This is a genomic window from Promicromonospora sp. NPDC057138 (genome assembly GCF_042670845.1).
Lineage (GTDB): Bacteria > Actinomycetota > Actinomycetes > Actinomycetales > Cellulomonadaceae > Promicromonospora.
Window position 1 is genome coordinate 25215 of record NZ_JBHUUX010000030.1, and the last position, 16837, is coordinate 42051.

Here is a 16837-nt window from a genome sequence, read left to right on the forward strand (position 1 = left end):
GTCATACCTCCGCTGAGCCGGCTCTCGCGTGCACCCGGACCGCGTCCTCGTAGTGGCCCATGAGCTCGGAGCAGATGTCGTGCCACGTCCGGCCCTCGGCGCGTTCCCGTGCCGAGGCCCCGAAGGCGCGCCGCTTGCGTTCGTCGCCCACCAGGTCGACGACGCGGGCGCGGAGCGCCTCGTGGTCACCTGGAGGGTACAGCCAGCCGTCGTGGGAGTGCCGGACGATGTCCAGCGGGCCGCCCGCGGCGGGCGCCACGACCGGGACCCCGCTGGCGTGCGCCTCCTGCAGCGTCTGGCCGAACGTCTCGAGCTCGCCCGGGTGCACGAACACGTCGAGGCTCGCCATCGCCCGCGACAGCTCGGCCCCGCGCAGCAGCCCGGTGAAGTAGGCGGACGGGAGGATCTGCCGCAGGTCCTCCCGCTCGGGCCCGTCGCCGACGATGACGAGGCGCACGCCCGGCAGGTTCTCGATCACGCGCAGCGCCTCGACCTGCTTCTCGGCGGCGAGGCGACCCACGTAGCCCACGAGGATCTCGCGGCCGGCGCCGATCCTGCGGCGCCACGCCTCGTCCCGGAACTGCGGGTGGAACGACTCCGTGTCGACGCCCCTGCCCCACAGGCGCAGGTTGGGGATGCCGTGGTTCTCGAGCTGCCGCATCGTCGCGGTCGACGGCGCGAGCGTCATCGTCGCGCGCTCGTGGATGTCCTTGACCCGCTTCCACAGCAGCGGCTCGAAGCCGCCCAGGCCGTACCGCGCCGCGTACCCGGGCACCTCGGTCTGGTAGACGGCGACGCTCGGCAGGCCGAGCCGCTCCGCCGCAAGGATGCCGCGCCAGCCGAGGATGAACGGCGACGCGAGGTGGACCACGTCCGGCGCGAACGTCGCCAGCGTGCGCTCGGTGCGCCACTTCTTGCCGACGACGAGCCGCACGTCCGGGTACCCGGGGAAGCCGATCGAGCCGAGCTCGACCACCGGGGCACCACTGACGAAGGGCGGGACATGGCCGATGGAGGCATCGGCGTCGGGCGCGAGGACCATTGCCTGGTCCCCCCGCTCACGTAGATGCTCAAGGACTCGCAGGACGGAATTAGTGACTCCGTTGACCTGCGGGAGGAAGCTCTCCGCAACGATGGCTACTCGCACGTTACGAACCTGCCGGTCGTCGATGTCCGTACGAAGTCCTTCGTGCGGCGAACCGGGGAACGGGTGGCGTCGAGACGGTTACCGCTACACACGATGTCACGGACCTGACCGTAGCGGAGCCACCATCCACCTGGCATGGGGAACACCCCTGAGGGGACCCTTAACCTGCCCTGGAAGTCGTCCGACGGCTCCGCGCGACCTGGACGAGCCGGACGACGGCGCCCACCAGCAGCGCCACGAGCAGCGCGTTGCGCAGGGCGCCGATGGTTGTGGCCAGCGGCCAGCCACCGAGGAACTCGCCGTACCGGATCGGGTAGATCTCCATCGTCAGCCGGGCGACGATCAGCGTGCCGAACGCCGGCAGGAACCAGGTGCGGCGGGTGCCCTGGCTGCGGCTGCCGAGCGCGATGGCCGCGGCCAGCGGCGGCCCGATCCACGCGATGAACTGCGGCGAGCCCACCTTGTTGAAGACGATCAGGGCCAGGAGCTCGGCGGCGGCGCCGAGCAGCAGGACGTCCCCGACGAGGTCGGGCCGGCGTCGAGCCGCCCACCAGACGAGCGCCGCGAGCAGGACCGCGGCCACGGGCAGCGCGATGTCGAGCGCCTCCGCGACGGCGTCCGGGCCGGCCCCGAGCACCTCGTAGGTGTAGATGACGTTGTCGTACTCGACCTGGATCGAGGAGTCCCACAGCCGCGCCACGGTGAACGGCGTGGCGGCGACGGACTCGACCTGGAGCTGGCGGTCGCCCTGCTCGCCGAAGACGTCGAGCACGTTGTCCGACCCGCCGCCCACCGTTGCGATGCCGATGACCACCGCGCACACCGCCGCGCCCGGCAGCACCACGTTCCGGAGGAACCCCTTGGCGTTCGACGCCGTCGCGGCCAACGCGAGGGCCACCGCGCCGGGGGCGATCTTGATCCAGGCGCCCACCGTGGCCAGCGTCATGGCGAGCGCGGGCCGCCGGACGGCGACGAGCAGCGCGACGAGGATGATCGGCGCGAGCAGCCCGTCGAGCCGCCCGATCCAGATCGGGCCGAGCGCCACGAGGAAGGCGAGCCAGAACCACACGGCGGCGCGGCCGTGCGGGCGGGCCCGCCCGAGCAGCAGCACGGCGACGGCGTTGGCGGCCGTCACGAGCCCCATCCACACCCAGTAGTAGCCGTTCGTCGAGTCGGCGAGCAGGGCCGGGATCGCCATCGGCGCGAGGGCGCCGATCGGGTACACCCAGTCGTAGCTGAAGACCGGCCACCACCCGGCGTCCATGCCGTTGCGGATCCACCACTCGTACAGGTTCACGTCGCCGAGGATCTGCCCCCCGAACACCCAGGCCTGCAGGATGATCCAGCCGTGGACCAGGGCGAACCCGATCCACAGGGCCGGCCAGGAGGAGAGCACACGGGTGGCGGACCGCAGGAAGTCCTTGCCCACGGCCTTGGGCGTTGTCGAAATGTCTGACGCGCTCGGCACGGGCCACATCCTTGCACTGATCCGCCGCGGGGTCGGCGCTCGGCCGATATGGGTACAAGTTCGAGCGTACGCGAGTTAGAGTTCGGGTACCCGAACTCTATGGAGAGCCGATGACTCGCACCGTCGCAGAGCCCCGCCTGGGCCGCGCACGCCTTTTCACGCTGCTCGGCCCCGCCTTCGTGGCGGCGATCGCCTACGTGGACCCGGGCAACGTGGCGGCGAACCTCACGGCCGGGGCGCGGTTCGGCTACCTGCTCGTCTGGGTGCTCGTGGCGGCCAACGCGATGGCGGTGCTGGTGCAGTACCTGTCGGCCAAGCTCGGCGTCGTGACCGGTCGGTCCCTGCCCGAGGTGCTCGGCGACCGGCTGCCCCGCCCGGCCCGCCTCGCGTACTGGGTGCAGGCCGAGATCGTGGCGGCGGCGACCGACCTCGCCGAGGTGATCGGCGGGGCCATCGCCCTCCACCTGCTGTTCGGCGTGCCGCTCGTGCTGGGCGGCGTCATCACCGGGGTGGTGTCGTTGCTCGTGCTGGCGGTGCAGCAGCGTCGCGGCCAGCGGGCCTTCGAGGGCGTCGTCACCACGATGCTCGCGGTGCTGGCCGTCGGGTTCTGCGCGGGTCTGTTCTTCTCCCCGGCCGACCCGGCGGGCATGCTGGCCGGTCTGGTGCCCCGCCTGGCCGGCGCGGACTCCGTGCTGCTGGCCGCCTCGATGCTCGGGGCCACGGTGATGCCGCACGCGATCTACCTGCACTCGTCGCTGGCCCGGGACCACCTGCACGCGCCGTCGACGTCGGTGCCCCGAATCCTGCGCGCGACGCGGATCGACGTCGTGCTGGCGCTGATCCTGGCCGGGAGCGTGAACATCGCGATGCTCCTGCTCGCCGCCGCGAACCTGCCCGGCCACGCGGGGACCGACACCATCGAGGGCGCCCACGCCGCGATCACCGACACCCTCGGGCCCGTGGTGGGCGTGCTGTTCGCCGTCGGGCTGCTGGCCTCGGGGCTCGCGTCGACGTCGGTCGGGGCCTACGCGGGGGCAGAGATCATGGCCGGCCTGCTGAAGGTTCGCGTGTCGCTGCTGACCCGGCGCCTGGTGACGCTGCTGCCGGCGATCGTCCTGCTGATGACGGGGATCTCGCCCACCTGGCTCCTCGTGGTGAGCCAGGTGGTGCTGAGCTTCGGCATCCCGTTCGCGATGATCCCGCTCGTGCGGCTCACGCGGGAGCGCGAGCTGCTCGGCGAGCACCGGAACGGCCTGACCACCCAGGTGCTGGCCTGGGTGGTCGCGGGCGTGATCGTGGCGCTGAACGTCACGCTGCTCTACCTCACCCTCGCGGGGTAGGGGGCGGTTACCGGGCGAGGTAGGCGACGTCGCCGTTCGAGCTGCGGATCTCGACGGTGCGGGCGGCGTCCGGGTCGGTCGGGCCCTCGATGGTCTGGTCGCCGTTCGACGTGTGGATCGTCAGGGCCACCGGCTCGCCGTCGCCCACCACTGTGACCTCGCCGTTGCTGCTCACGCCGTAGACGTCGCCGCCGACCTCGGAGATCTCCACCGATCCGTTGCTGGTCGTCGCCGAGGCGTCGCCCGTCACGGAGCCGATGGTGATCCGGCCGTTGCTGGTGTCCGTGGTGACGCTGCCGTCCACGCCCGTGACGTCGATCTCGCCGTTCGAGGTCGACGCCTCGACGTCGGCGCCGGAGTCGGTGACGTCGATGTCGCCGTTGCTGGAGTCCGCCGTCAGCGCGCCGCCGACGTCGGTGGCCTCGATCCGGCCGTTGCTCGTGCTCAGGGAGACGTCGCCGGCCAGGCCGCTCGCGACGACGTCGCCGTTCTCGGTGCGGATCACCACCTCCGTGCCCGCGGGCAGGGTCACGTCGAGCTCGCCCGAGCAGTGGGGCAGCGCGATGGCCCAGCCGCACCGGTGGGTGAGCTCCAGGTGGCTCGCGGACTCGTCCGCCGAGTAGCTGGGCTCCCGCAGGCCGCTGTGCGCGATGACGTCCACCTCGATGTCGCCCTCGACGGCGCTGACGGTGACGTCGCCGTCGGCCACGAGCTCGACCGAGTCCACGGCGTCGTAGGACCGATGGGTGGTGGTGGTCTTGGACATCGTCAGGTCGGCGAGATACAGGGCGCCGAACCCGACCAGCGCGAGGGCGAGGACCGCGCCGGCGGTGCCGAGGACCCGGCCGGTGACGCCGCGCCGCGGCGGCCCCGGCGGGTAGGCGGCGTCCTGCGGATACGGCCCGGGCTGCCCGACGACGTCCGCGGGGACCGGGGGATTCTCGGGGCTGAGCTGGTTCATCAGAGTGATCCGTTCTGGTCGAGCCAGCGCAGCACGGCGAGCACCCGGCGGTGGTCGTCGGCGGCCGGCGGGAGGCCGAGCTTGGTCAGGATGTTGGTGACGTGCTTCTCCACGGCGGCCAGCCCCACGACGAGGCGGTCCGCGATGGCGGCGTTGGAGCGGCCCTCGGCCATGAGCGCGAGCACCTCGCGCTCGCGCCGCGTCAGGACGTCGAGGTCGGAGCCGGAGTGGCGGGCGATGATCTGGGTGACCACCTCGGGGTCCACGACGGTCCCGCCCGCGGAGACACGGGCGACCGCGTCGAGGAACTCGTCGACGTCGGCCACGCGGTCCTTGAGCACGTAGCCCAGGCCGCGCGCGCCGCGCGCGAACAGCTCGGTCGCGTAGCTCTGCTCCACGTACTGCGACAGCACGAGCACCGGCAGGTCCGGGTGCAGGCTGCGCAGGTGCACGGCGGCGCGCAGCCCCTCGTCGGTGTGCGACGGCGGCATCCGGACGTCGGTGACGAGCAGGTCGGGCAGCTCGGCGTCGGGCGTCGAGAGTGCCCGGACCAGGTCGTCCGCCGTGGCGTGGCCCGTCACGGTGTGGCCCTCGGCGGCGAGCAGGCGGGTGAGGCCGTCCAGGAGGAGGACGGAGTCCTCAGCGATCACGATGCGCACGGGACCTCCACGGTCAGGCGGGTGCCCTTACCGGGCGGGCTGTCGAGCTCGAACGTGCCGTCCAGTGCGGCGACGCGGCCGCGCAGGCCTTCCAGGCCGCTGCCGGGGGTCGGCTCGGCGCCGCCCCGGCCGTCGTCGGACACCGTGACGCGCAGGCGCTGCGGGTGCTCGTCGGGCACCAGGCTCGCCGCGACCCGGACCGAGTCGGCCCCGGCGTGCTTGGCGACGTTGGTCAGAGCCTCCGCGACCACGAAGTACGCGGCTGCCTGCGCGGCGGAGCCGGCGGGCGTCAGGTCGCCCGTGACCTCGACGCGGACGGGGACCGGGCTGCGCCCGGCGAGGGCGGAGAGCGCTGCGTCGAGCCCGCGGTCGGAGAGGACGGCGGGGTGGATGCCGCGTACGAGGTCGCGCAGCTCGGCGAGGGTCTCCTTGATCTCACGGTGCGCGAGCTCCAGGGCGGCGACCGCGTGCTCGGGGTCCTTGTCGGCCAGACGGCGGGCCACGCCCAGCTCGACGCCGAGGGCGACCAGGCGCTGCTGGGCGCCGTCGTGCAGGTCGCGCTCGATGCGGCGGCGCTCGGTGTCGGCGGCGGAGACCGCCGCCGTCCGCGACTCGGTGAGGACGACGGCGCGTTCGCGAGCCGTGTGCGCGGCGGCCTCGGCGAGGCGCGTCTCGTGCTCGGCGACGGCGGCGCGGGCACGGGCGACGTCGGCCGCGGACGGGCCCAGGAGGACCGTCGCGAGCCGCACCATGAGGTACGACCCGTACTGCGCGAGGGCGGCGGCCGCCCACACGAGCACGACGGCGCCGGCGAGCGCGCCGACCACCGTGGCCGGCCACGACAGGCCGGTCCACCCGGCGAGGGCGCTGTCCCGGCCCAGCGGCACGAACGCCACGGCGGCTACGGCTGCCGCAGCCAGGGCCGCGGCGACAGCGAAGAACACGGAGGTGAGCAGCATCGCCAGGAACGCATAGAGCGTGGCGGCCCAGGCGCGGCCGTCGCGGATCGGCGTCCACAGCCTCGACCAGAAGCCCCGCGGCACGTGCCCCACGGGCAGGGGAGCGGGGATGACGACGCCGGTCTGGGCGGCGATGCGGGCGCGCTCGGCCGCGCCGAACCAGCGCGCGACGACCAGAGAGAGGGCGAGGAGCGGCAGCCCGACGCCGAACGCCGGGACGGCCGCGGCCGAGACCACGACGAGGGTCCACAGGATCAGGCCGCCCGTGAGGTGCCAGACCCAGCCGACCCCGAGGGCGGCGAAGGCGCGCCCGGTAGCGGCGTCGTACGGGGCACGGAAGAACCCCGGGCCCGAGACAAGGGCGGGCGTCACCCGGTCCTCGAGGCTGCGGGGCTGGGGCGCCGGCGCGGGGCCGGCATCGCTGGTCATGAACATGACACTAGGCCGGTGCCCGCCCCCGGAACATGCTGCGACCCCACGGCGTGCAGGTGGGGTTACCCCTACCCCTGCACGTTGGTCGAGCTTGTCGAGACCCAGGTCTCGACAAGCTCGACCAACGACTGATCAGGCGAAGGCGCTCGTGCCCGTGATCTCGCGGCCGATGATCAGGGCCTGCATGCTCTCGGTGCCCTCGTAGGTGTGCAGCGCCTCGATGTCGGTGAAGTGCCGCGCCACACGGTTCTCCAGCAGGATTCCGTTGCCGCCGAGCAGGTCGCGCGCGACCGCCGCAACCTCCCGCGCGCCGCGCGTGCACGTGTACTTGGCGAGCGAGGCCTGCGGGCCGCTGAGCTGCCCGGCCTCGTCGAGCCGGGTCAGCTGCTTCACGAGGAGCTGCATCTGCGTGATGGTCGCCAGCATCTTCGTCAGGCGCTCCTGCACCATCTGGCTCGCCGCGAGCGGCCGGCCGAACTGCGTGCGCTGCTTGGCATAGGCGACGGCTGCCTCGTAACAGGCGATGGCCTGCCCGACGGCGCCCCAGGCCACCCCGAGCCGGGTCGCGAACAGGACGCGCCCGGTGTCCTTGAACGAGCGGGACTTCGGCAGCAGGTTCTCTGCCGGTACGAACACGTCGGTCAGCACGATGTGCGCCTGGTGGATGGCGCGCAGCGAGATCTTGCCCTCGATGGTCTTCGCGACGTACCCGGGGGTGTCCTGCGGCACGATGTAGCCGTGGACCTGGCCGTCCTCGCCGCGGGCCCACACCACCGAGATGTCGCCGATCGAGCCGAAGCCGATCCACTTCTTCTCGCCGTTGATGACGTAGCCCTCGACGCCGTCGCGCGTCTCCTTGACCGCGGACGTCTCCAGGCCGACGGAGTCGGAGCCGTGCGTGGGCTCGGTCAGTGCGAACGCGCCGAGGACCTCACCCCGGGCCATCGGCCCGGCGTACTTCTCGATCTGCTCGTCGGAGCCGAGCATCACTATCGAGCGCAGCGCGAGGCCGCCCTGCACGCCGCCGATCGTGGTCACCGAGCCGTCACCGCGCGACATCTCCATCGCGGCCAGGCCCGAGGCCATCTTGGAGATCTTCGGGTAGCCGGGCACGTCCACGCCGTCGCGCAGGAAGTCCAGCTCGGCCATGCGCTTGACCAGGTCCATCGGGACCTCGTAGCGCTCCCAGTAGCCGTCGATGACGGGCAGGACCTCGTCCTGCACGAACTGGCGGACGGCGAGCTGGTGCGCCCGCTCCTCCGCCGTCACGTCGGCGAAGGCGCCGGCGAAGTCGATGTCGAGCGGTTGCGAGACGTCGTAGTCGGGCGCCGTCACCCCGGGGGTCTGAGTCATGGCTTCCATGGTGCTGGGTACCGGGTATCAGGTCAAGCGATACTACGTCTCACTCTGGCTCGGTCCCGGCGTGGCGGCGCGTGGCGGCGCGATCAGGCGGCCGCGACCGCCACGTCGCCCGGTTCGGCGCTCTCACGGCGGCTGATGCGCCACCACGCGAAGAATCCGAACAGCGTGAACAGGCCGTAGAACACGTACATCAGGGCGGTCGCCCAGTACCCCGCGGAGAACAGCAGGGGCACGCCGACGAGGTCGACGGCCACCCAGATCAGCCAGAACTCGACCCAGCCCTTGGCCATGCCGTAGGTGGCGAGCACGGAGCCCGCGAAGATCCACGCGTCGGCCCAGACCGGCTCGTACGAGCCGAGGGTCCGGAAGAGCGGGGTGAGCAGCAGCGTGCCGGCGAGCAGCCCGGTCACGAGGCCGACGCGGGCCCGCCAGGACGCCCAGTGGGGGTGCACCGCGACCGTGCCGGCGCCGCCGAGCCGCTGGGTCTGGCGCCAGCGGTACCAGCCGTAGACCGAGACCACGATGAACATGATCTGGCGGCCGGCCTGGCCCAGCATGTCGGCCCGGGTCGTCTCGCCGAACCAGGAGCCCATGAAGACCGTGAAGAGCAGGATGTTGCCGACGATGCCCACCGGCCAGGCCCACACCTTGCGGCGCAGCCCGCCGAGCGCGGACGCCAGGCCGAACAGGTTGCCGATGACCTCACGCCAGTAGATCTGCTGGTCGCCGACCAGGAACGTCGCGTCGTAGGCGGCGCGGAACCAGTCCATGTCTCTTCCCTCTCCGTATGTCCGCACAGGGGCTCCGGGGTGAGGGCCGGCGCGCCGCGAAGGCGCCGACGACGGCGCCCGGCCGTGGCCCCGAAGGGTCGACGGCGCGCGCCGCACGTGCTTCCTCCCATCCGGACTTTCACCGTCGGTCCTGGAGTTTCACCAGGTCAACCAGGCCCCTCCCGAAGGAGCGACCCGGGTCGCGGACTATCACCGCCGGCTCGGAATTTCACCGACCCCGGAGCACGTGTGCATCTGCTGCACGATGTCTAGCGGAACACAGGATGCCACGTGCTCATTCCCCGGCGAGTGTCCGGTTCGTCACGCAGCTCAGACGAGGGCGTCCCGGACGGCGCGCGCCACCTCGTCGGGCCCGGCCTTGCCCTCGATGACGGTGACGATGACGCGGCGGGCGGGCGGGGCGCCGTCGTCGGCCGGGGGCTGGCCGGTGGCGCCCAGGACGGCGGCGCGCCGCAGGTCCGCGAACGCCTCTTCGAGCTCGGGCCGCAGGTCGAGCGACGGGTTGCGCAGCCAGCGCCGCAGGATCGAGTTGTGCACCGCGACGACGGAGGCCGCGAACGCGATGGACGCCGTCGACGTCGACCGCTCCGGCGGCAGCGTGTCCCGCAGGTAGTGCGTGAACGCCCGCTCGTAGCGGTGCGTCGTGATGAGCTCCCGGTCGCGCAGCGCGGGGACCTGCTGCAGCAGCGCGTACCGGGCGAGCGACGTCTCGCGCTGACCCACGTGGTGGTCGAACACCATGCGTGCCGCGCGGCACACCTCGAGATACGGGTCGACGTCGGGGTCCCAGGCGCGGCCCAGGTCGTGCCCGGACTCCTCGCTGGTGCGGGCGTCGGGCCGGGTGGCGGCCAGCATGACCACCACCTCCTCGAGCAGCAGCTCGTGGTCGGCGAAGACCACGTCCTCCTTCGAGCGGAACCGGCGGAAGAACGTCGCGCGGCTGACCTTCGCGGCGTCGGCGATCTCCTCGACGGTAGTTCCCTCGTAGCCCTGCCGGGTGAACAGGTCCACCGCAACGTCTACTGCCTGCGCGTGCGTGTGAGTACGGACGGCGGTCATGCCAGGCAGGCTACCGCGTGGCCCCCGGCTGGCGTGAAGAGTCCTTGAACGATCCGTGACCTTCATGGCGCTAATTTTCCCGGGCGGCGATCTTGCCGGACCGCAGTCTGCGCAGGTAGCGCACCTCGCGAATCGCCAGCAGCAGGCCGAGAACGCCCGGCACGGCCGACCACGGGTGACCGAGCACGACGCCCACGAGACACACCAAAAAAATCACCCCGCCGACGACGACGGTGGCGAGACTTCCCCAACGGATCCCGGTCACGCAGCGAGCGTAGTCTGCTGCGGACGATCGTGACCGCCGCCACCTAGCCCAGAGGAAACATGACTCTCGACCTGCGCATCTTCACCGAGCCCCAGCAGGGTGCGACGTACGACGACCAGCTTGCCGTCGCCCGGGCGACCGAGCAGCTGGGATTCAGCGCCTTCTTCCGTTCCGACCACTACCTGGCCATGGGCGTCGACGGGCTGCCCGGCCCGACCGACGCGTGGACGACCCTGGCCGGGCTCGCCCGCGACACGTCGACAGTGCGGCTCGGCACGCTGGTGTCCTCGGCGACGTTCCGGCACCCCGGCGTCCTCGCCATCCAGGTGGCGCAGGTGGACCAGATGTCCGGCGGCCGCGTGGAATTCGGCCTCGGCACGGGCTGGTACCAGGCCGAGCACAGCGCCTACGGCATCCCGTTCCCGGACAAGCGGTTCGGCATCCTCGAGGAGCAGCTCGCGGTCATCACCGGCCTGTGGGGCACGCCGGCGGGGGAGACGTTCTCGTTCTCCGGCGAGCACTACCAGCTCACGGACTCACCGGCCCTGCCCAAGCCCACGCAGACGAAGATTCCCGTGCTCGTCGGTGGCGGCGGCGCACGCCGGACGCCCGCCCTCGCGGCGAAGTACGGCGACGAGTACAACCAGGCCTTCCCGAAGATCGACACGGTCGGCCCGCGGATCAAGGTGATCGAGAAGGCGCTGTCCGACGCCGGGCGCGGGCCCGAGTCGATGGTCCAGTCGGTGGCACTGGTCGCCGCCGTCGGGCAGGACGAGGCCGAGCTCGCCAAGCGTGCCGCGGCGATCGGCCGTGAGCCCGCCGAGCTGCGCAAGCACGGTATCGCCGGGACGGTCGCCGAGGTGGCGGACCGCCTCAAGACCCTCGAGGCGGCGGGAATCCAGCGCGTCTACCTCCAGATCCTCGACCTGGCGGATCTGGACCACCTGGACCTGATAGCCCGCGAGGTCCGCACCCAGCTGGGCTGAGCCTGGGAGTGGTGAGAACGGGGTTGTGTTCCGCAGGGGTCTCCTGAGGAACACAACCCCGTTCTCGCTCTACGGGCGGATGACAGTCTGGACAGTGGGCTGAACGCGTGGTTAGCATGTTGAACATGCGTTCAGCCGACCTCACCGCACGGGCCAGGATCCGCGACGCCGCGATCTCCCGGTTCGCGGTGGAGGGCTTTGGGGCGTCGGTCCGATCCATCGCGTCCGACGCCGGGGTGAGCGCCGGCCTCGTGATGCACCACTTCGGCTCCAAGGACAAGCTCCGCGCCGAGTGCGACGAGCACCTGCTCGGCGTGATCCGCCGGCTCAAGCGCGAGAACGTCGCCGAGGCCGCGGCAGGCCAGAGCTTCTTCCACAAGTTCGCGGCCGCCGAGGAGAACGCGCCCATCGTCGGGTACGTCCTGCGGTCCATGCAGGACGGCGGCGCGCTGGCCCGCGAGTTCATCGACCACATGGTCGACGACGCCGTGGAGTACACACGGGACGGCGTCGCGGCGGGCGTGGTCGTGCCCAGCCGGGACGAGGCCGCGCGGGCCCGCTACCTCACGCTGTCCTCCCTCGGTGCGCTGCTGCTCGAGGTGACGCTCAGCCCGCCGTCGGACCCGAGCGACCTCGGCGCGATCGTCCGCGGCTACGTCACCAACAGCTACCTGCCCATGCTGGAGCTGTTCACCGAGGGTTTCCTCACCTCCCGTCGCATGCTCGACGAGTACCTCATGTACGTGCCCGACCCGCCGTCGCGCGAGGCAGTGCCGCTCCCGGACTGACCGGTATCGGCGGTCGGAAGCGCGCTGCCCTGTCACGTCCCCATACCGACGTCAGAGAGCGAAGCGATCATGACCAGCACCGCACTGAACAGCACACCGTCCTCCATCCCGGCTGTTGAGGTCCGGGACCTGCACAAGTCGTTCGGCACCGTCAAGGCGCTCGACGGCCTGAACCTGGTCGTCCGGCCCGGAGAGGTCGCCGGCTTCCTCGGCCCCAACGGGGCCGGCAAGTCCACCACCATCCGCGTCCTGCTCGGCCTGCTGCGGCCCGACGCCGGGCACGCCAGCCTGCTGGGCGGCGACCCGTTCGCCCAGGCGGTCGACCTGCATCAGCGCCTCGCCTACGTGCCGGGCGACGTCACGCTCTGGCCGAAGCTGACCGGTGGTGAGGCCATCGACCTCCTGCTGCGGCTCCGTGGTGTGCAGGTCGACAGGAGGCGCAAGGAGCGCATGCTGAAGCGCTTCGAGCTCGACCCCACCAAGAAGGCCGGCACCTACTCGAAGGGCAACCGGCAGAAGGTCGCCCTGGTCGCTGCCCTGAGCGCCGACGCGGAGCTGCTGGTCCTCGACGAGCCAACGTCGGGGCTGGACCCCCTCATGGAGGCGGTGTTCCAGGAGTCAATCCGCGAGGCGACGGCGCAGGGCACCTCGGTGCTGCTGTCGAGCCACATCCTCGGCGAGGTCGAAGCGCTGTGCGACACCGTGACGATCATCCGCAACGGCAAGGACGTACAGGCCGGCACCCTCTCCGAGCTGCGCCACCTCACGCGGTCCAAGGTCTCCGCCGTGGTGACCGGTGACACCGGCGTGCTGGCGTCACTCACCGGCGTCCACGATCTGCTCGTGACCGACGCGGGAGGCGCCGCGTCGTCCGGCGCGCCGGCGTCGCGCATCGCGTTCCACGTGGACGACGACGCGCTGCCCCGGGTCACGATGGCTCTGGCCACCCTGGAGCCGCACGGCCTGACGGTCGAGCCGCCCTCGCTGGAGGAGCTGTTCCTGCGCCAGTACGGTGACGAGCTGGAACGGCTCGAAGAGGCCCCTGACGTCGAGGAGCCGACCGAGCGCGCCGGCACCAGAGCAGCCAGGAGGGCTGCCCGCAGCTCGGTGAAGGCAGGACGGCGATGAGTGCGACAACGCTGTCCGGCGTCCATCCGCTGGAGCGTCCGGCGCTGGCGCTACGTGGCGCGTTCGCGGGCACCGGTGATCTGCTGCGGCTCGCGCTGCGACGAGACCGTGTGCTGCTGCCCGTGCAGATCGCCGTGTGCGTGCTCATGTTCGTCAGCACGTTGAGCTCCGTGTCCCAGCTGTACGGAACCCAGGAGCAGCGCGACACCATGCAGGGCACCCTGGTGACCAACCCGGCGTTCCTGGTGCTGCTCGGGCCGTACGAGAACACGGGGTCCATCGCGTCGACGGTCTCGTGGCGCGTCGGCATCTTCATGGTCGCCGTGTTCGGGGTGCTCGCCGCCATGGCCGTCGTGCGGCACACGCGCAAGGAGGAGCAGCTGGGGCGGCTGGAGCTGGTGCGCGCCGGCCGCGTGGGTTCCCTGGCGCCGCTCACCATCGGACTGATCGTCGGGGTGATCTTCTCGGTCGTGTCGGGTGCGCTGATATCGGCGGTGGTGTGGTCGGAGGGCCCGTCCGACGGCGCCGTCGCCTTCGGGGCGCAGGTTGCGGCCGTCGGGCTGGCGGCATCGGGGATCGCGGCCGTGACGGCCCAGCTCGCGTCCTCGTCACGCGGCGCGAATTCGCTCGGCGTGTGGATCATCATCGGCGGCTACCTGCTGCGCGGCGGTGCGGATGCCGACCCCGACGAGCTGGGCTGGCTGCACTGGGTGTCGCCGGTCGGCTGGGCGCAGCAGATCGACCCGTACGGCGCCAACGACTACCGGCCGTTCCTGCTGTGCGTCGCGCTGTTCGTCGCGGGCGGGCTCGCGGCCACCTGGCTGACGCTGCACCGCGACCTGGGAGCGGGCCTCCTCGCGGAGCGTCGCGGCCCGGCCCACTCGGCGTCGCTGACCTCGACAGGTGCGCTCGTCACGCGATTGACCCGCTCGTCGTTCGTGATCTGGGCGGTGTCGATCGGGGTCTACATGTTCTTCGTCGGCTACCTCATGGCGACGACCGGAGAGATGGTCGCGGAGAACGAGCAGATCGCCGACTACATGGCCGCGATGGGTGTGCAGGGCTCCGACATCGCGGCGGGCTTCGCGGCGCTCGTCATCTCCTGGGTCGCGTACGCGGGCGCCGGGTACGGGGTCACCGTGGTCCAGGACATCCGCGCGGAGGAAGCGCTGGGCCGGACCGAGGCGGTGCTCGCGACGCGCACCTCCCGGCCCGGGTACCTCGGTGCCTGGCTGGCCGGGGCCGTGGGCGGAGCGATCCTGCTGCTCGGCATCGCGGGAGTCGGCCTCGGGGCGGGCAACGCACTGGCTTCCGAAACGGGATGGGGTGACTCGCTGAGCGACGGGCTCGGTGCGGCCGTGGTCCACGTGCCGGCCGTCCTGGTCGTGATCGGGCTGACGTCCGCGCTCTTCGGCTGGTTCCCGCGGCTGGTCGGCCTTGGGTGGGCCGTGATCGCGGCCAGCTTCCTGGTGACGCTCCTCGGCAGCCTGCTCGACCTGCCTGACGCCGTCATCGATCTGTCGCCGTTCGCGCACGCGCCGGCAATCCCGGCGGTGGCATGGTCCGACGTCCACTGGGCTCCACTGGGGTGGCTCCTGGCGATCGCGGTCACGCTCTTCGCGCTCGCGTTCGTCGGCTTCCGCCGCCGGGACGTGCCGAGCGCGTGACCGCGGCGGACCACTGGTCCCGCACTCTTCCGGCTGTGTTCCGGCTGTTGCCGGCACCCACGTTCCGGTAGGGTGCGGGACGCCGTCCGGTGTCAGCAGGCAGGTTTTCTCACCGCCGCTCCCGGACCGGGCCCTGCCGAGTCCAGTGAGGATGGACCGATGATCTTCAAGGCCGTAGGAGACGGCCGCCCGTACCCTGAGCACGGGCGTTCGCGGACGCGCGACTGGGTGGACGTGCCTCCGCGCCAGGTGCGCCTCGACGAGCTCGTCACCACCAAGCGCACGCTCGACCTCGACACGCTCCTGGCCGAGGACTCCACGTTCTACGGTGACCTGTTCGCGCACGTCATCGAGTACGAGGGCACCCTCTATCTCGAGGACGGTCTGCACCGCGCGGTGCGGGCCGCTCTGCAACAACGTCCAGTGCTGCACGCTCGCGTGCTGACCATCCGCTGACTCAGGTAGGTTCGACGAGTGATATCCCCCGGGTACGACCAGGCGCGCGTGGAGCGCCGCCGCCGTGAGCACGAGCGCCAGGCAGTGGTCTTCGGCGTACTCATCGCGTTCCTGGCGGTGTGCGGCATCTTCGCGCTCGCCGTGTACTCGGGCGCCATCAGCTCCCCGTTCAACCGGCCGTTCACCACGGTGGGCGTGTCGGAGCAGGCGTCGTACCCGGTGCCCTGCCTGCCCGCGGTGAAGGGCCAGCCGGACGGCGCCCTTCCCATCGCGTACTCGAAGGTCCAGGTGCGCGTGCTGAACGCGACGGCGGTGTCCACGGTGGTGGGCGAGGTCGGTATCGCCGCCGCCTTCCAGGCGGAGCTGGACCGGCGCGGGTTCGACGTGATCGAGGTAGGTGACTTCGAGGGCCAGCAGAAGGTGCACTCGGAGCTGTGGTTCGGCAAGAAGGGCGTCGTGGCCGCGTACACGCTCGCCGCGCACATCCCGGACGTGCGGCTCGTGCTGGACGACCGCAAGGGCGCGTCCGTCGACCTGCTCGTGGGCGAGGACTACGAGGCGCCCTACCCGGCGGACGACGTGACCCTCAGCAGCGACCAGCCGCTCCAGAATCGCGAGGGCTGCGTGGCGGTCTCCGAGGTCACACCCCAGCCGATGGCCACGCCGGCCGCGGAGGCGTCCAAGTAGGGCTCAATTGCCCGGGTCGGTCCCTGCCTGCGTCGCTGCGGCTAGGGTCTGTGCTGTGCTGACCCCGTCCTCAGGCGCTCTGGGCTTCGGCCGCGCGCTCCTCTGGGCGGTGGTCGTGCTCGCGCTCTCCCTGACCGCGCACTTCGAGGCCGGCGGCCACCTGCCGCCCGTCGAGGTGATCGCCCTGCTCGGCGCGTTGCTGCTGGCGGTGACCACGCTCGCCGTGCGGCGGCAGGTCCGGTGGCCGGGCGGCCTCGCCATCGCGGGCCTCGGGCAGTACGCCCTGCACCAGGTCTTCTCGTTCCTGGGCGGCGCGTGCGCGCCTGTCCTGCTGCCCGACGGCGGAGCACACGCCCACCTGGCCGGTTCGGTCACCGGGCCGCTCGCGCACGGGGCGTGCGTGGGCGCCGAGCCCGCGGTGATGGGCCTGGGCATGCTCGCCTGGCACGCCGCCGCGACGGTGGCGACCGTCGGGCTGCTCGTGGGTGTCGAGCGCGGCGTCTGGCTGCTGGCGTCCTGGCTGGTGCGGCCGCTCGTGGTAGAGCCTCGGTGGCTCCCCGTCGCGCGGCGGGTCCCGGTGCTGGTGACCCCCGAGGCGCCGGCGGGCTCAGTGGACCTGCACGTCGCGCCGGAGCGCGGGCCGCCGACGTCGGCCCTGGTGATGCACCTCGCGGCCTGACGG

Annotated in this window: 17 protein-coding genes and 1 riboswitch; of the genes, 8 read left to right on the forward strand and 9 right to left on the reverse strand. The window is 71.8% G+C overall.

Annotated elements, in window-relative coordinates; genetic code table 11:
* Position 1 precedes the first annotated feature (1 nt).
* Positions 2 to 1147, reverse strand: coding sequence for a glycosyltransferase family 4 protein (locus ACFT2C_RS16860; RefSeq protein WP_377208217.1), 1146 nt, complete (start codon positions 1145 to 1147; stop codon positions 2 to 4).
* Positions 1148 to 1307: 160 nt separating this feature from the next.
* Positions 1308 to 2624, reverse strand: coding sequence for a hypothetical protein (locus ACFT2C_RS16865; protein ID WP_377208218.1), 1317 nt, complete (start codon positions 2622 to 2624; stop codon positions 1308 to 1310).
* Between the two features lie 101 nt (positions 2625 to 2725).
* Between ACFT2C_RS16865 and ACFT2C_RS16870 the strand changes: the two genes are divergently transcribed.
* Complete coding sequence (locus tag ACFT2C_RS16870; RefSeq protein ID WP_377208219.1) at positions 2726 to 3955, forward strand: Nramp family divalent metal transporter; 1230 nt, start codon at positions 2726 to 2728, stop codon at positions 3953 to 3955.
* Between the two features lie 7 nt (positions 3956 to 3962).
* On the opposite strand, the gene ACFT2C_RS16875 is transcribed toward ACFT2C_RS16870, so the two are convergent.
* From ACFT2C_RS16875 to ACFT2C_RS16905, 7 genes are all read right to left on the reverse strand, one after another.
* Complete coding sequence (locus ACFT2C_RS16875; RefSeq protein WP_377208220.1) at positions 3963 to 4916, reverse strand: DUF4097 domain-containing protein; 954 nt, start codon at positions 4914 to 4916, stop codon at positions 3963 to 3965.
* Positions 4916 to 5575: a response regulator gene (locus ACFT2C_RS16880; RefSeq protein ID WP_377208221.1), complete on the reverse strand. Its 660-nt coding sequence runs from the start codon at positions 5573 to 5575 to the stop codon at positions 4916 to 4918. The genes ACFT2C_RS16875 and ACFT2C_RS16880 overlap by 1 nt, the downstream gene beginning before the upstream one ends.
* Positions 5563 to 6963 (reverse strand): histidine kinase, encoded by a 1401-nt coding sequence (locus ACFT2C_RS16885; protein WP_377208222.1) that lies wholly within the window; start codon positions 6961 to 6963, stop codon positions 5563 to 5565. The genes ACFT2C_RS16880 and ACFT2C_RS16885 overlap by 13 nt, the downstream gene beginning before the upstream one ends.
* Before the next feature lie 135 nt (positions 6964 to 7098).
* Complete coding sequence (locus tag ACFT2C_RS16890) at positions 7099 to 8319, reverse strand: acyl-CoA dehydrogenase family protein (RefSeq protein WP_377208223.1); 1221 nt, start codon at positions 8317 to 8319, stop codon at positions 7099 to 7101.
* 92 nt (positions 8320 to 8411) lie between these two features.
* Positions 8412 to 9098, reverse strand: a complete 687-nt coding sequence (pnuC, locus tag ACFT2C_RS16895) for a nicotinamide riboside transporter PnuC (RefSeq protein WP_377208224.1) — start codon at positions 9096 to 9098, stop codon at positions 8412 to 8414.
* Positions 9099 to 9211: 113 nt separating this feature from the next.
* A riboswitch (FMN riboswitch) is annotated at positions 9212 to 9349 on the reverse strand.
* A 79-nt stretch (positions 9350 to 9428) separates the two neighbouring features.
* Positions 9429 to 10178 carry a TetR family transcriptional regulator gene (locus ACFT2C_RS16900; RefSeq protein ID WP_377208225.1) on the reverse strand — a complete coding sequence of 250 codons (750 nt, stop codon included), beginning with the start codon at positions 10176 to 10178 and terminating at the stop codon, positions 9429 to 9431.
* A 70-nt stretch (positions 10179 to 10248) separates the two neighbouring features.
* Positions 10249 to 10443, reverse strand: a complete 195-nt coding sequence (locus tag ACFT2C_RS16905; protein WP_377208226.1) for a hypothetical protein — start codon at positions 10441 to 10443, stop codon at positions 10249 to 10251.
* Between the two features lie 59 nt (positions 10444 to 10502).
* On the opposite strand from ACFT2C_RS16905, the gene ACFT2C_RS16910 reads away from it, so the two are divergent.
* From ACFT2C_RS16910 to ACFT2C_RS16940, 7 genes are all read left to right on the forward strand, one after another.
* Complete coding sequence (locus ACFT2C_RS16910; RefSeq protein ID WP_377208227.1) at positions 10503 to 11429, forward strand: LLM class F420-dependent oxidoreductase; 927 nt, start codon at positions 10503 to 10505, stop codon at positions 11427 to 11429.
* 125 nt (positions 11430 to 11554) lie between these two features.
* Positions 11555 to 12217 (forward strand): TetR family transcriptional regulator, encoded by a 663-nt coding sequence (locus ACFT2C_RS16915; protein WP_377208228.1) that lies wholly within the window; start codon positions 11555 to 11557, stop codon positions 12215 to 12217.
* A 69-nt stretch (positions 12218 to 12286) separates the two neighbouring features.
* Positions 12287 to 13345, forward strand: coding sequence for an ATP-binding cassette domain-containing protein (locus tag ACFT2C_RS16920; RefSeq protein WP_377208229.1), 1059 nt, complete (start codon positions 12287 to 12289; stop codon positions 13343 to 13345).
* On the forward strand, positions 13342 to 15012 hold the full coding sequence (locus ACFT2C_RS16925; protein ID WP_377208230.1) for an ABC transporter permease: 1671 nt from the start codon (positions 13342 to 13344) through the stop codon (positions 15010 to 15012). The genes ACFT2C_RS16920 and ACFT2C_RS16925 overlap by 4 nt, the downstream gene beginning before the upstream one ends.
* A gap of 159 nt (positions 15013 to 15171) precedes the next feature.
* Positions 15172 to 15468 carry a type II toxin-antitoxin system VapB family antitoxin gene (locus tag ACFT2C_RS16930; protein ID WP_377208231.1) on the forward strand — a complete coding sequence of 99 codons (297 nt, stop codon included), beginning with the start codon at positions 15172 to 15174 and terminating at the stop codon, positions 15466 to 15468.
* A gap of 18 nt (positions 15469 to 15486) precedes the next feature.
* Complete coding sequence (locus tag ACFT2C_RS16935; RefSeq protein WP_377208232.1) at positions 15487 to 16155, forward strand: LytR C-terminal domain-containing protein; 669 nt, start codon at positions 15487 to 15489, stop codon at positions 16153 to 16155.
* A 55-nt stretch (positions 16156 to 16210) separates the two neighbouring features.
* The gene (locus ACFT2C_RS16940) at positions 16211 to 16834 is read left to right on the forward strand and encodes a hypothetical protein (RefSeq protein WP_377208233.1); all 624 of its coding nucleotides are present in this window, start codon (positions 16211 to 16213) and stop codon (positions 16832 to 16834) included.
* Positions 16835 to 16837 lie beyond the last annotated feature (3 nt).

Bases quoted from the DNA above. Each gene is read 5' to 3' on its own strand.
- ACFT2C_RS16865 (WP_377208218.1), bottom strand. From the start codon at position 2,624: ATGTGGCCCGTGCCGAGCGCGTCAGACATTTCGACAACGCCCAAGGCC.
- ACFT2C_RS16870 (WP_377208219.1), top strand. From the start codon at position 2,726: ATGACTCGCACCGTCGCAGAGCCCCGCCTGGGCCGCGCACGCCTTTTC.
- ACFT2C_RS16920 (WP_377208229.1), top strand. From the start codon at position 12,287: ATGACCAGCACCGCACTGAACAGCACACCGTCCTCCATCCCGGCTGTT.
- ACFT2C_RS16910 (WP_377208227.1), top strand. From the start codon at position 10,503: ATGACTCTCGACCTGCGCATCTTCACCGAGCCCCAGCAGGGTGCGACG.
- ACFT2C_RS16900 (WP_377208225.1), bottom strand. From the start codon at position 10,178: ATGACCGCCGTCCGTACTCACACGCACGCGCAGGCAGTAGACGTTGCG.
- ACFT2C_RS16925 (WP_377208230.1), top strand. From the start codon at position 13,342: ATGAGTGCGACAACGCTGTCCGGCGTCCATCCGCTGGAGCGTCCGGCG.
- pnuC (WP_377208224.1), bottom strand. From the start codon at position 9,098: ATGGACTGGTTCCGCGCCGCCTACGACGCGACGTTCCTGGTCGGCGAC.
- ACFT2C_RS16890 (WP_377208223.1), bottom strand. From the start codon at position 8,319: ATGACTCAGACCCCCGGGGTGACGGCGCCCGACTACGACGTCTCGCAA.
- ACFT2C_RS16915 (WP_377208228.1), top strand. From the start codon at position 11,555: ATGCGTTCAGCCGACCTCACCGCACGGGCCAGGATCCGCGACGCCGCG.
- ACFT2C_RS16875 (WP_377208220.1), bottom strand. From the start codon at position 4,916: ATGAACCAGCTCAGCCCCGAGAATCCCCCGGTCCCCGCGGACGTCGTC.
- ACFT2C_RS16930 (WP_377208231.1), top strand. From the start codon at position 15,172: ATGATCTTCAAGGCCGTAGGAGACGGCCGCCCGTACCCTGAGCACGGG.
- ACFT2C_RS16885 (WP_377208222.1), bottom strand. From the start codon at position 6,963: ATGACCAGCGATGCCGGCCCCGCGCCGGCGCCCCAGCCCCGCAGCCTC.